General features: G+C 36.2%; 17 protein-coding genes, 1 pseudogene and 1 riboswitch. Of the genes and pseudogenes, 15 read left to right on the top strand and 3 right to left on the bottom strand.

Features of this window, described 5'->3' with window-relative positions:
• Nucleotides 1-82: 82 nt before the first annotated feature.
• From BN988_RS13805 to BN988_RS13845, 9 genes and pseudogenes are all read left to right on the top strand, one after another.
• Nucleotides 83-538 (top strand): DinB family protein, encoded by a 456-nt coding sequence (locus BN988_RS13805; protein ID WP_051558001.1) that lies wholly within the window; start codon nucleotides 83-85, stop codon nucleotides 536-538.
• A 99-nt stretch (nucleotides 539-637) separates the two neighbouring features.
• Nucleotides 638-1315, top strand: coding sequence for a hypothetical protein (locus BN988_RS13810; protein ID WP_231495245.1), 678 nt, complete (start codon nucleotides 638-640; stop codon nucleotides 1313-1315).
• Nucleotides 1315-2061: a hypothetical protein gene (locus BN988_RS13815; protein WP_036577345.1), complete on the top strand. Its 747-nt coding sequence runs from the start codon at nucleotides 1315-1317 to the stop codon at nucleotides 2059-2061. The genes BN988_RS13810 and BN988_RS13815 overlap by 1 nt, the downstream gene beginning before the upstream one ends.
• 120 nt (nucleotides 2062-2181) lie before the next feature.
• On the top strand, nucleotides 2182-2997 hold the full coding sequence (locus BN988_RS13820) for a nucleotidyltransferase family protein (protein WP_036577346.1): 816 nt from the start codon (nucleotides 2182-2184) through the stop codon (nucleotides 2995-2997).
• Nucleotides 2998-3120: 123 nt separating this feature from the next.
• Nucleotides 3121-3615 (top strand): hypothetical protein, encoded by a 495-nt coding sequence (locus BN988_RS13825; RefSeq protein WP_036577347.1) that lies wholly within the window; start codon nucleotides 3121-3123, stop codon nucleotides 3613-3615.
• Nucleotides 3616-3628: 13 nt separating this feature from the next.
• The gene (locus tag BN988_RS13830) at nucleotides 3629-4198 is read left to right on the top strand and encodes a DUF4256 domain-containing protein (RefSeq protein ID WP_036577348.1); all 570 of its coding nucleotides are present in this window, start codon (nucleotides 3629-3631) and stop codon (nucleotides 4196-4198) included.
• Nucleotides 4199-4420: 222 nt separating this feature from the next.
• Nucleotides 4421-4817, top strand: a pseudogene (tnpA, locus tag BN988_RS13835) (IS200/IS605 family transposase).
• A 10-nt stretch (nucleotides 4818-4827) separates the two neighbouring features.
• On the top strand, nucleotides 4828-5940 hold the full coding sequence (locus BN988_RS13840) for an RNA-guided endonuclease TnpB family protein (protein ID WP_036577349.1): 1113 nt from the start codon (nucleotides 4828-4830) through the stop codon (nucleotides 5938-5940).
• Nucleotides 5940-6218: an SDR family oxidoreductase gene (locus tag BN988_RS13845; RefSeq protein ID WP_036577350.1), complete on the top strand. Its 279-nt coding sequence runs from the start codon at nucleotides 5940-5942 to the stop codon at nucleotides 6216-6218. Before BN988_RS13840 ends, BN988_RS13845 begins: the two co-directional genes overlap by 1 nt.
• 259 nt (nucleotides 6219-6477) lie before the next feature.
• Here the strand turns inward: BN988_RS13845 and BN988_RS13850 are convergent, their stop codons facing one another.
• Together BN988_RS13850 and BN988_RS13855 are read right to left on the bottom strand one after the other, a co-directional pair.
• Nucleotides 6478-7116: a response regulator gene (locus tag BN988_RS13850; protein ID WP_036577351.1), complete on the bottom strand. Its 639-nt coding sequence runs from the start codon at nucleotides 7114-7116 to the stop codon at nucleotides 6478-6480.
• Nucleotides 7117-7944 carry a sensor histidine kinase gene (locus BN988_RS13855; protein WP_036577352.1) on the bottom strand — a complete coding sequence of 276 codons (828 nt, stop codon included), beginning with the start codon at nucleotides 7942-7944 and terminating at the stop codon, nucleotides 7117-7119.
• A gap of 192 nt (nucleotides 7945-8136) precedes the next feature.
• Here BN988_RS13855 and BN988_RS13860 point away from each other — a divergent pair, with 192 nt between their 5' ends.
• The 6 genes from BN988_RS13860 to BN988_RS13885 all read left to right on the top strand — a co-directional run bounded on the left by BN988_RS13860 (nucleotide 8137) and on the right by BN988_RS13885 (nucleotide 12993).
• Nucleotides 8137-8700 carry a copper resistance CopC family protein gene (locus tag BN988_RS13860; protein WP_036577353.1) on the top strand — a complete coding sequence of 188 codons (564 nt, stop codon included), beginning with the start codon at nucleotides 8137-8139 and terminating at the stop codon, nucleotides 8698-8700.
• Between the two features lie 3 nt (nucleotides 8701-8703).
• Nucleotides 8704-9795: a copper resistance D family protein gene (locus BN988_RS13865; protein ID WP_036577354.1), complete on the top strand. Its 1092-nt coding sequence runs from the start codon at nucleotides 8704-8706 to the stop codon at nucleotides 9793-9795.
• 140 nt (nucleotides 9796-9935) lie between these two features.
• Nucleotides 9936-10304, top strand: a complete 369-nt coding sequence (locus BN988_RS13870) for an iron chaperone (protein ID WP_036577355.1) — start codon at nucleotides 9936-9938, stop codon at nucleotides 10302-10304.
• 63 nt (nucleotides 10305-10367) lie between these two features.
• Complete coding sequence (locus tag BN988_RS13875; RefSeq protein ID WP_036577356.1) at nucleotides 10368-10676, top strand: hypothetical protein; 309 nt, start codon at nucleotides 10368-10370, stop codon at nucleotides 10674-10676.
• Between the two features lie 131 nt (nucleotides 10677-10807).
• Nucleotides 10808-10980, top strand: a riboswitch (Lysine riboswitch).
• A 249-nt stretch (nucleotides 10981-11229) separates the two neighbouring features.
• A complete protein-coding gene (gene nhaC / locus BN988_RS13880) occupies nucleotides 11230-12606 on the top strand; it encodes a Na+/H+ antiporter NhaC (protein ID WP_036577357.1) in 1377 nt (458 codons plus the stop codon).
• Nucleotides 12607-12792: 186 nt separating this feature from the next.
• Nucleotides 12793-12993 (top strand): cold-shock protein, encoded by a 201-nt coding sequence (locus BN988_RS13885; protein ID WP_036577358.1) that lies wholly within the window; start codon nucleotides 12793-12795, stop codon nucleotides 12991-12993.
• Nucleotides 12994-13169: 176 nt separating this feature from the next.
• Here the strand turns inward: BN988_RS13885 and BN988_RS13890 are convergent, their stop codons facing one another.
• A complete protein-coding gene (locus BN988_RS13890; protein WP_036577360.1) occupies nucleotides 13170-13727 on the bottom strand; it encodes a TetR/AcrR family transcriptional regulator in 558 nt (185 codons plus the stop codon).
• Nucleotides 13728-13780 lie beyond the last annotated feature (53 nt).

The following is a 13780-nucleotide window of genomic DNA, read 5'->3' on the forward strand; positions in this document are numbered from 1 at the left end:
AGTTAGCATTTTTGAAAAATATAAAACGTTTAAAGTTGAAGATATACAAGGGTACTCGCCTCAAATAGGACATCTGGTATTAATGATGAGTTATGCTAGGTATACAACGTTAAAAGCGGTAGAAGGATTAACTGTTGAGCAATTGGATTTTTTGCCACATCAGAATGGCAATTCAATTGGTGCTTTATTGCTGCATATGGCTGCGGTTGAATTTGGATTTCAAGTTGAGTTCTTTGACAATAGAAAGCCAAATGAGCGAGAGACGGATGAATGGGGAGCTGCTTATGAACTTGGTAAATTAGGCAGAGGGCAGATTAAAGGTAACCCCTTAAAATTCTATATCAAAAAATTGGAAGATGTTCGTAGTAGAACGTTGGAAGAGTTTAAAAGCAAACAAGATGAGTGGTTATATGAAGAGGCACCTTGGGGCGGTGTGTCTGCCAATAATTATTTTATATGGTTCCATACCTTTGAAGATGAATTAAATCATAGGGGCCAGATTCGGATATTAAGGAACACGCTACCTTCTAATCTTTAATGGTAAATATAATTGAATAGTGATAGTGCGAAATAAATTGGTTAGGAGGTGTCTGGAATTAATATAAATTATACTTTTAATATAATAACGATTATAACAGTGGTTTTAGCATGGAGCGTCATTGCCTTTTTTACATATCGTATTTATAAGAAGCAAATGGTAAAACCAAAGATATGGAAGATTTTAATTGTTACCGTGGTTGGGCTTTTCTCATTCTCTATTAATTGGAAGATGTTTAACGCATTAATAGAGTTTGCGGTCCTGCCACTCGGTGTATGGATATTGTATTTATTTCTGAGAAGAAAGAATGGGCGGTGGCAGGTTTATCGTCCTTATGCCTGGTTAGGATTTTTTGCGAATTATCTATTCTTGGCATCTACTTTACTTGCGTTACCAATCCACGAAGTTATTTATCCAAAAGATGATCCAACTACATATATAGCAAACCTTGATGACGCGTCTCTGATAACGATCCACCCATCAGGGAAGGAGGCTTCAATAGATAAAGAAACTCTATTAAATCAACTCCCAACCTTAGATCAAGAAGACGTTGATAGTATCCAATGGTACGAAGATACAGTCATAGATATTGACTTAAATGAAATAAATGAACGTTTTCCCTATCAGCTCATTGGAACTTCACCTAAATGGGGAAGTGGTCTTCTTTCTATGATCTATATTGAAGCGGATGGAAAAGGCATATTACTTTCAACAACGAATGAACAACTTTATTTTCGCGCCGAAAAATCGGTTATAGAGGAGGTGGAGCAAAAGTAATGAAAAAAAGACTTTGGCTTATCGTAATTGGTATTCTAACTCTTGCAGTGCTTGCAATTATATATTGGTTTTATTTTTCTAAGCCTACTTCTTTTCCAACGAATGAACGACTAATCGAAGAAATGAATAACAGTTTTCCTAGTGCGGCAGCAAGCGAGATCCAAGAGACGATTTCTGTTGATGACAACAACGTGCTTGTACCTTTTATTTCCAAAAACGATGATTACAGTTTGAGCTATTGGGTGTGGAAAAGACATAAATGGAGAATTGCCTCCATTGATACGACAGGAACACCAATGCTTTGGAAAGTCGATAGAAATCACCCTTCTTCCTATAGGGTAGTATGGAATATCCATCCCGAAGATCAATTGAGCTATGCAGCGTTTTATTTACGGAAGGATAGAGGATACCATATTATTAAAGGGATAGAACATTACGAACCAGGAGTACAAATGATGAAGGAAGTCTCCTTTGAAGAGAAATCATACGGCATGTTCCAACTACCAGAGGAATGGGCGGCCTTTATGGATTCACTTTCAGAATTTGGAACAGCTAAACAAGAGGATACATTTTATTATCGTTTTTCCCCCGAACAGTATATGTCTATAGGATGGATTCCATATGATCAACAGAATCACGAAGCCTATCCAGATCGTTCTGTAAACGGGAGCGGATTTTCAAATGAAAATGTGTATTTGGACTACATAAGGATATTGGATGAAAGCGAGATTGAAACTGTGGAGTAATTCTAATTTCGTAAATGAATACATCAAACAGGCTTTCCGATGAATAAGATCTTAAAAAACGAAAGTTATATAAAGGTATAAAAGGCTTTTATCATGTAATGTAAGGGGGAGAACATTTAAATGGATACTCTTAAAACTGGGTATGGTTTAGATACTAATGGTTTTATTATAAGTGATGTGAGTAGAGACAAGATTGATAATGTTTATATGCCATCCATCCAAGAATCAGTTGAGCGTCTTAGAAAAATGTTTCCTCACCAGCTACACAGTGTCTATGTTTACGGCAGTGTAGCCAGGGGGGAAGCAATTCTAAAAGAGTCAGATTTGGATCTTATTGCTATGTTTGTTAAAAAGTTAAGCTCCGATGAGTTGGTTGAGTTAAAGAAACTTGCAAAAGTTCTTTCTCAAAAGTATCAAGATCTGGTTCGTGATGTAGGCATCGCTATTGCCGATTATGACTATACGATGGATCCTTCAAGTTACTTTGAAAATGCCTTTCTTAAGGAAATAAGTGTTTGCGTTTACGGGGAGGATGTAGGAGATCATTTTGGACCATATAAGCTTACAGCCGAAATACCCATCTCCTTCAACGGGGATATTGGTGATTCCTTAAAACGCGCGTTAAATAAATTAGAAGCACCATCGACCCAAGACTTTAACATAACTTCACAAGGCTTCGCACGAAAACTAATCCGAACATATTATTCGATGGTAATGGTTCGTTCTCAAATCTGGACTACTAGACTTCAACAACAAGCTCAAGTTTTCCTCAAATACTTCCCAGATAAGGATCCTATTGTTCAGACACTATTGAATTGGTTAAGTGAACCACCAACTAATCGTAAATATGTATATGCGTTGTTCAAGAAAGAGGGAGAGTGGGCCCGTGATAATTTTGCAAAGGAAGTAATAAAATCTTCTTATTCTAAAGAGTAGTAATTATTCATTGCCTCTAATTTAATTTTAAAAGGTAGGCTGTTATTTGGTTTTCTGTAATTGTAAAAACGTTTAAGCTCTTATGGTAATATTAAGCTAAAAACACTGGAGGACCAGGACTTAATGGATAAGGTTGCCGAGTTTATTCGCATCACAAAAAAATTAAATGAAATGGATATTATTCCACTGTTAATGGGCTCTGTTGGATTAGAAGTTGTAACAGGTGAAGACTGGGACGCCCAGGACTTAGATATCCATGTACCAGGAGATGAAAGAGGATGGGAGGCTCCGCCTAAACTATCAATACATAATTGGGAAAAGATTGTTGAAATAATGATTTCAATAGGCTACACCTTAGTTGACTTACATGAGCATGAATTCTCAAATGGAGAGCTGTCAGTTGAATTTGGTATTATGGACACATTACCAGAGTTTGCAGGGGTGCCTTTAGAGGATTTAGAGATCCATCAAGAAGGGGATATTAAGTATTATTTATTAACTAAAAGTCAATACTTAGCCGTTTATGAGGCGTCCTCCCTGGATAGTTACCGGGCAGATCAGAATAATAATAAAGACCTTAGAAAGATTGATTTTTTAAAAGGTGTGATAGATAAATAAGGAGGGAATAAATATGGCTCAGAGTAATAAGAAGGAACTATCGCAAGAACAACGTGAAACATTATTAAATGCATTGAAAGCACGTTTTGAAAAAAACATGCATCGTCATGAAGAGCTGCAATGGGAAAAGGTACAAGCAAAGCTGGAAGGAAGCTATGAAAAACTATGGTCACTGAATGAAATGGAAAGAACAGAAGGAGAGCCAGATGTAGTCCATTATGATGGTGAGAAGGATGAGTATATTTTTTACGATTGTTCAAAGGAAAGCCCTAAAGGTCGCAGAAGTGTTTGCTTTGACCGGAAAGCCTTAGAGTCAAGAAAAAAACATAAGCCAGAAAATAACGCGATAGATATGGCGGCAGATATGGGTATTGAAATGCTAACGGAAAAACAATATAGAGCATTACAAGAACTTGAGGAATTTGACAAGAAAACATCAACCTGGGTGGCAACTCCAGCTGATATTAGAGAGCTTGGCGGAGCTCTTTTTTGTGACCGTCGCTTTGGGCACGTCTTCCTGTATCATAATGGAGCGGAATCCTATTATGGTTCCAGAGGGTTTCGTGGATCGTTAAGGATTTAATTAAAAGATATATATGGAAAACAAAATCTAGTCAGGAGAGTTTTTATGCCTAATTTAACGTATTTACGAAAGAAGTCTCCCTTCTTCAAGCGTGTGAAGGGCATAGCCCAACGGTAAGTAGGGGATGAATTTCGTTTGGGAGATAGCCCAAAAGCATTCTCTTCTAGCTCTTTGCTTAACATGTTATGATCAGTCGTATAAAGTATAAGAACTAATATAACAATGAAATTAGACAGCAATAATCATTCGGTATTCTTGATGTATTACCACCTTGTGCTAGTTGTAAAATATCGAAGAAAAGTAGTAGATGATACGATTTCAGACTATGCTAAAGATAAATTTGTGTCTTTGTGTGAAAAATATAATATTACATTGGTGGAATGGAACCACAATATGGACCATGTCCATATTGTTCAAAGCACAACTCAACAGTGAATTATCGAAGTTTATCAATGCCTATAAAAGTGCCAGTTCAAGACTTATCAAGAAGGACTTTCCTCATGTTCGTAAAAAGTTATGGAAAGAAATGTTTTGGTCAAGACGCTTTTGGTTCTTAACGACTGGTGGTTCTCCTATTGAAGTGGTGAACAAATACATTGAAAATCAAGGGATAAAGTGAGGTATTTGATATGGCTAAACAACATAAAGCATATAAGTTTCGACTTTTTCCAACAAAAGAACAGGAATTCGTTATACGAAAGACCTTTGGTTGTGTTCGCTTTGTTTATAATAAAATGTTAGCAGAACGAAAAGAAACGTATGAAACCTTAAAAGAGAATAAAGAAGAATGGAAAAAGGTAAAACATCCTACTCCTGCTAAATTCAAAAAAGAATACGAATGGCTAAAAGAAGTGGATTCTTTAGCGTTGGCAAACGCACAATTAAATTTAGATAAGGCATATAAAGCCTTTTTCAAAGGAAATGCTCGATTTCCGAGATTCAAAAGTAAACGACATAAACAAAGCTACACAACGAATGTCGTTAATGGAAATATTCAGTTGTTGGATGGTCATATCAAATTACCTAAATTGAAAAGCCTTAAAATGAAACAACATAGAAAGATACCATTAGAATACAAAATAAAATCTTGTACCGTATCTATGAGTGCATCAGGAAAATACTATATTTCTATTCTTACAGAATATGAGAAGGAGATAGAAAGCAAAGAAATTGAAAAAGTGGTGGGATTAGATTTTGCGATGGATGGGTTGTTTGTCGATAGCGAGGGTGAGAAAGCCAATTACCCTAAATTTTATCGACTAATGCTTGAAAAATTAGCAAAAGAACAACGTAAACTTTCCCGTAAAAAGAAAGGCTCTTCAAATTGGAATAAACAGCGTATTCGAGTAGCTAAGATTCAAGAGAAAGTAGCAAATCAACGGAAGAACTTTCTGCACTATAAATCAAAGGCGTTAGTTTCTAAATTTGATGCTGTCGTAATTGAAGATTTAGACATGAAAGGAATGGCACAAGCACTTAAATTTGGTAAAAGCGTTGCTGATAATGGATGGGGAATGTTCACTTCATTCTTACAGTACAAACTCAAAGGACAAGGGAAACACCTTATCAAAATTGACAAATGGTTCCCATCTACCAAAACGTGTTCAAGTTGCGGAAAGACCCAACCAATGCCTATGGAAGTGAGGATATACACTTGTTCGTGTGGACTAAATCTGGATAGAGATTATAATGCAGCACGTAATATCAAAAAAGAAGGCATTCGCTTGTTAACAACTACCTAATGAAAATACAAACTCTTGGAACAAGAGGGTTAGCTTGGTCTATTTCGTCAGCTACCAAAAGTGATGATTACCCAAGAAGCCCCCACTTCAAGCAACCCATAAGGGTGGGAAGTGGTGGGAGCAGTTCACAAGATCTTGTCATTCTCATAACAGGAGTGAATCGGGGACAAGGGAAAGCAATTGCAGAACATTTAGCAGATTTAGGTGGAAATGTAATCGTTTTATACTACTTATTACAGGGTATACCAGTCAGATTTAGGGTAAATAAGGGATTTTAAAATTCGTTATTCAATGAGGTGATATTTTTGGTGAATATATTGGAAAACGTATTTCAATTATCGGCTATAATACTACTCTTATGCTCATTTTATTATTATAGACATTTTAAAAAGGTAAAGAGAGAAAGAAAATTAACTGCATCGGAACTGTTCACTTATATTATAACGCGAATTGCAATGGTTCTCTGTGCAGGCAGCTATCTTCTCTTGTTCCTGGATAGAAATTTTGGTTAAAGATGTAGCGATAAAGTTTCTTATACTAATCAATTAACCCTTTCTTAAAAGCATAATTTGTTAACTGCACACGATTATCTAAATGTAGTTTACTTAGTATGTTTTTCAAGTGGCTTTTAACAGTATGCTCCGATATGAAAAGTGTCTTTGAAATCTCTTTATTTGATAACCCTTTTGCCACTAACTGTAATACCTCTATCTCTCGTGTAGACAAGGGGATATTTTCTTTGGTCGTTTTACTTTGCGGGAATTCTTTCAGGACTTGCAGGGCAATTTCTTTGGACATAGGAACTTCATCCAAGGCAAAAGCTCTTAAATGTTCTAGCCATGTATCGGATTGAATGTTTTTAAGTAAATATCCTTGAGCACCTTTCTTTAATGCATCAAACAGGTCCGTGATATCATCAGAAACCGTAATGATAACAATCTTTACATAAGGGAATAGAAATTTAATTTTTTTTGTTGCTTCAAGCCCATCGATGACAGGCATGTTGATATCCATTAGAATGATATCTGGCATAAGTTCTTCAGTAAGTCGGATCGCTTCTTCGCCATTCTTTGCTTCTCCTACGATAAGAAAGTCGTTATATTCTTCTAAAATTTCGCGGATTCCTTCTCTTGCATGTGAGTGGTCGTCGGCAATAAGTATTCGAAAAGGCTGCATCTACATTTGCTCCTTCTTTAATGTCATAATCGTTTCATTGTCTATCCTCTTTAGAGTAAACTCCCATTCCATATCTCGGGCTCTGTTTTTAAGGATGTCTAGTCCGTAACTGTTATTAGCCTCAAGCCTTTGATCCGTGAATCCGATTCCTTGATCGATAACTTGGCAAACCCAGCCATGATTTGTTTCTCTTGCATGGATCCATATCTGATTTGTTTTCGCATGCTTTATAACATTCATGACTGCTTCTTTTATACAGGCAAATAATTCTACTTTTTCTTTCGGTGATAATATATTTTCATCTAGTGACCAATCTGAGTGAACATCCACCATATGATGCTCCTTAATTTTTGAAACAAACTGATTGATCGTTTCTGTCCAACTTAAGGCTTCATTATTTGGTATGTATCTTAAATTTGTAATAGCTTGTCGGGTATCTTCATGAACGTGCTGCAATGTTTGTTCAATCTTTTGCAGGTCTGGGTCATATTCCAACTGATTCTTTTTAATAAATTTCTTCGTTTTAACGGACAGTAAAAACAGTGACTGGGCAATTCCATCATGGAGCTCTCTTGCTAGTTTTTCTCTTTCCTCGAGTGCTGCCTTTTTTGTTTTTTCCATCCTAAGTTCTTCTTGTATCCTTTCTAACATGGAAAATAGATGGCGCAGAAATACGAGTGTAACAATAAATACTAATATCGGAGAAAGATAATTTCCCATATCCATGGAGATATATGGTAAGAGAAACTCATGCCGGACATACTCCCACAAGGCAATTGTGATGGTTGGCGTAATTAAAATAAGCCATTTAATCTGTTTATACTTCATTTTCCCACACCTCTATTCACATCAAAATATGTCTATATTTTATCAATAATACATACCTTTAAGCTGTTTTGGATTCATAATCACTCTTTCGAGGTATTATGAGATTGCTTTATTCTATTTATAATGTTTTTGAGTAGCTTTAAAAGAGCTTCTAAAAAAGTATAGCATCATAGCTTAAGGGAGGAAATTTTTTTGAAACGTATATTTTTTGCAGTAGCATTGTTTTTATTTATAACGTCTATCACCAATAGCGCGTTTGCTCATTCACACATAGAAGGATCAAATCCAGAAGATGGAGAAGTTGTCACAGAAGCATTACAAGAAATTGTACTCACATTCGACGGTAGCATTGAAGAAGGAAGTACGGTAGAAGTAACAACAGCCGAGGGGCAATCCATTGAGGTAGAAGAGATTGCAATAGATGAAAACACAGTAACAGCTACTATTGCTAATTCCCTTTCTAATGGTGAATATCAAGTAGATTGGGATATCATTAGTGCAGACGGTCACCCACTAGATGGAGAATTTTCATTTACGATGAACGCTCCAGAGGAAGAAACTGCTGATGAAGAAGAGACCGGAGACCCAGCAGAAGCAACTGAAGATGAAGAGACAACAGAATCACCTGAACAGTCTACACGAGACCAAGATACCGGTACAGAGGAAGGTTCCTCTTCTATCGTAATCGTCCTTGTTGTCCTTCTTGTTATTATCGTGGCAGGCGGTGTTATGTACTTTATTAAAAAAAGGAAGTAATGGATGGAAATTGTCGTTATAATTAGCCAGATACTTTTATATTTATCTTTATCGATTTTAGTTGGAAGTTTTATTCTCTTTCTGGTACCAAACAAGTACCGCCCGGAAATAAGGGTCGCAAAGAAATACCTACTAATTAGTGCCATAACAGTTCCGATTTTTTCATTTGTACCTGTTTTGGATATTATTTTATATATTGCACCGCGTTTAGGTGGGATTGAGTCTTTCAAACTAGTGCTAACAACGTATACAGTGGGGAACGCTTGGAATTTCACGCTTGTAGGCTCTGTGGTGCTAATACTATTCATCTATATGATTTGGCCACCTCATAAAAAGCTCTATTCGTGTTTAGGATTGATCTTGACATTTGGGTTGATCTTAAGTCTTGCTTGGTCAAGTCATAGTGGTACAATAGATCCGATTATAGGGGTTATAAGTGACTTCACCCATTTAGCTGCTGTGAGTATTTGGGTGGGCATTGTGCTTGTTATGGGGTGGGGGGCACGTAACTATAAAAATTGGGTTGAATTTTTAAATTGGTTCTCCATTGTTGCGTTTAGCTGTTTGGTTATGACGGCTATAAGTGGTTTATTAATGATGGATTTAATAGTGGATCATTATGTTGAGTCCTGGATGGTGTCGTATGGACAAGGAATCTTATTTAAACACTTATCCCTATTACCACTTGTTTTTTACGCATTGATTAATGGTTTGCTGATGAAGTTCTTAATATCGAAGAATTATAATTTTAATCCTATTCCGTGGATTCGTTTAGAAGGACTTATATTATTGGGCATTTTTGCCATAACAGCCTTTTACTCGATACAACCACCACCTCATGGCAATTATTTATCAAATGAAGCGGTGTCACCTTTGTTTCGGCTTTTTCACGATGCTCCAATTGAAGCGAGAACTACTATTGGTTTCGCTGGAGGCCCAAATACCATATATTTTCTTTTCCTATCCTTTTTGTTCATAGGATTAATGATATTGTCCTTTTTTAAAAAAGCACCGATGGTTCTTTCCTTGCTTTTTAGTTGCTTATTTATAGTTTGTATATATGTCACACTAATGCTATCGGTAGAAGTTCACTAAATAGATATACAGTATGAAGTAACTGCTTGTACGATATTTTCATACCGATATAAATAGAGCTGTATCCAAACTTGGATGCAGCTCTATTTTAATGTAGGATAAGGTTGAACAACTATATTTATCATTTGGAGGGGGAAACCATGGAAACGTTGGAGGAATATGTAGACCAAATTGACCCACAACATCAAGAGAGAATGATAGAGGTTTTGACTTGGGTAAAGGAAACTTTTCCTAATCTAAAGTCCAGAATAGCTTGGAACCAGCCTATGTTTACTGATCATGATACTTATATTATTGGATTTAGTGTTTCCAAAAAGCATTTAGCTGTGGCTCCAGAGGCGGTAGGAATTAACCATTTCACCCATGACATTGTAGAGGCTGGTTATGATTATACAAAGCAGCTTGTCCGCATCCCTTGGGACAGTGCTGTTGATTACACATTACTCGACAAGATGATTCGTTTTAATATGATGGACAAGGCAGAGTGTTCCACGTTTTGGCGGAAGTAAGGGGAAAGGTGACCATAAACAGGAAATCTTTCTATATAATTTTCTAATTAAGGAGAAGTTTCGATGAATAGTAAGAAGAAAACAGGTATGATATTAGGTATTGCTTCCCTACTAATGGTGTTTATTTGCTTCATTATATTCCTCTTTAGGGGACCGAATCCTAATATTCATATAGACGCTACCATTTTTATTGTTTTATCAGCCATTGGAATTGTATTAGCTATCTTTTCTTGGATTAAGTCTAAAAGACTTACCTTTTTAATTGTTGGATTGCTAGGGAATGGTGTTGTGATGGGGTTTGGATTTCTATTGTTATTAGCGATGGGGTTAAGTGAAGCAATGAATGAGGTAGACAGGAATCTTTTCTTATAGAAAGAATCAACTGGAATTTCGGTGTGAATGAAATGTATAACAAAACCAATCGACAAAAAACAATATTCTTGCAATTATAAAAGTAGACATGTATAGTTATACTGAAAAATTTAATAATTACCTTACCAACTCGGTGAGGTAGAGGCGCGAACATTATCAGTAATCAATTGGAGTATGACATCAGAGATGATTGATGAAAGGGATGCTCGCCGAAGTGTAATAAGGGTCAAGCTTATTATTGCTGGGATGTCTTTTAACAAGAGGCATACTGTCATGCACGTCTGCATGGAGGACTACTGATCGAATGGAAGATACCATATTGTTAACAATGATAGGTTATTTTTCTATCATTGTTTTTTTTGTGTGTTTTTTTAACCTCCATTAGACGAAAAATACTAACAAAGAATGGAGGGGTTTATTATTGAAATTAATCACAATCATATGTTTTGAGTTTATGGTTTGCTTTGATATGCGACCTTGTATAAAGCCTTAGACTCTAATTACTTATTTTCAACAATGAACTAAGGAATTAAACACAAAGGAGAACTACATTATGAATCTTTCAACATGGAAAGCTATATTACTGCTTATCTTATCTTTTTCCGTCGTTTTAGGTGGGATTCTATATCTTGATGCCCCTACAACAATTGTCTTAATTACGGCTGGAGTAGTCGTTATCATATTGTCCCTCATTTGGGGAATAAAGTGGAAGAATATTGAAGAAGACCTAATTGAAACATTAAAATCCATGCTTCCTCCGATTTTGATTTTACTCGCTGTTGGGATGCTTATTGGTGCATGGATGATGTCTGGGACCATTCCACTAATTGTATACTATGGACTGAAAAGTATTGATCCATCCCTATTCTTACTTATTACAGCAATTATTTGTTCGGTTATGTCCATTATGGCAGGAACATCATGGGGAACGATTGGTACAGTAGGGGTTGCGCTAATGGGCGTTTCCATTGGCCTCGATGTACCGCTACATTATACGGCTGGAGCAATTGTGGTCGGTGCATTTTTCGGAGACAAACTATCTCCTTTATCTGATACGACGATCATGGCACCAGCGATGGCTGGTGTGAGACTAGTGGACCATATTAAACACATGCTCTGGACCACAATACCAGGTTATGTCATCTCATTAATTTTATATTTCATTCTAGGATTTCAATTTGATGGGCAAATTGAAAATAGTGAGAATGTGGAGCTTATTTTATCCACTTTAAACGAAAATTTTAATTTGAATCCTCTTTTAATTTTTCCACCAATCCTTGTGTTGGTATTGATTTACTTTAAAAAACCGACACTTCCTGTATTTGGAGTAGGTATCATTGCAGGTGTGTTGTTGGCTATTATTTTTCAGGGAAGAGAGCTTCTGGAAGTATTTACAGTATTAGATGGAGGTTATACAGACGTAACAGACGTACCGATTGTAGATGAGATCTTGCAGCGTGGTGGATTGTCGAGTATGTTAGGTACAGTCGCTTTGTTGATAAGTGCTGCTATTTTTGGCTCTCCATTAAAAACGGCGGGTGTCATACAAGTGTTACTTGATAAAATTGTGGAATTTGCTAAAAATGGGAAAGCCATGATGACCTCTAGTTTAACACTGCACGGTATTTTATTTACCATAACAGGTAGCTATTATGTAACCTATGCGGTTATTGGTCCTATCATTAGTCCGCTATACGATAAATTTGGTCTGCAAAGAAAAAATTGGTCCAGAACGATGGAGGATACCGGAACCGCTCTATCCCCAATCATACCGTGGGGTGTAACAGGAGCATTTGTTGCGGACACTCTGCAAGTCTCAACAGGAGAATTTTTCCTCTATGCACCTATGACATACCTTGGAATTATCTTCGCGCTTATTTATATATTTAGTGGGATTGGGATTTCAAAAACCAAACATTCAGTTGCCTAAAAAGTATTATTAAAATTTTTTTTAATATAACTTGCCATTCTGTATTTTATCTGTTATTCTAAAGAAGAATTATTTTTGTTCGGTCTCGATCTGAGAGGAAAGTATCGCAAGACACGCTTCACCTTTTATCTAAATTGAGCATTAATAGTAATAAATTGTGGGAATACCACGCAGGAGGAAACAAACATGCAACAAGGTACAGTAAAATGGTTTAACGCAGATAAAGGCTTTGGCTTCATCGAAGTTGAAGGTGGAGATGATGTATTCGTACATTTCTCAGCTATCCAAGGAGAAGGCTTCAAAACTTTAGACGAAGGTCAATCAGTTTCTTTTGAAATTGAAGAAGGTCAACGCGGACCTCAAGCGACTAACGTTACTAAAAACTAATAATTACTATTTAAAAGGACTCTTTAATTAGAGTCCTATTTTATGTGTAAAACTTCAACACATGTCCTTAACTTCTCTAAAAAGGTCATGTGTTGTTTTAGTTTTTTAGATAAACTTTTCGTTTTCTTGAAAAAGGAAGGAATCACTAATAGCGATCCACTCTTATTACTCCACACCTATTCAATCCCCTTGTAGCAAACTGTATTAATAATGTCTGCAATTTGTTGAGGTGTCCTGTCCATATTTCGGGAAAGCCAGTGTTTAATGACATGAATGCTGCCACTAATAATGAATGTACTAATATAGGCAGAATCAGCAGAATCTCCTTCATACTCATCCGTCCAATTATCAATTAAGAAACTTCTGGCTACCTCCATAACTCTTTCCTCAAAAGATGTATCTTTATTTTCAATTAGAAGGGTATAGCAAATCTCATGCTTTGATTTAATGTACTCCAATAGTTTAATCGTGGTTTGCATTGCTTTTTCTTTCTGGGCGAAGTTATGAGCGTTTAAATAAGTATTCATATCTGCAATAATCTCTTCTTCAATTTTATTTAGCAGATCGTAGTGGTCCTTGTAATGTGTATAAAAGGTAGAGCGATTAATATCAGCGTGATTACATATTTCTTTTACAGTGATTGCGGAGAGAGGCTTAGACTTTAATAAAGCGATCAAGCTATCCTTTAAGACCATTCGAGTATATTTTTTTCGTCTGTCCAGTTTTTCAGTCATAAAAAATTCACACTTTCTTCACATATTTATCCAACACTATTGTTATTTTCGTT

It is taken from the genome of Oceanobacillus picturae (assembly GCF_000612865.1).
GTDB lineage: Bacteria > Bacillota > Bacilli > Bacillales > Amphibacillaceae > Oceanobacillus_B > Oceanobacillus_B jordanicus.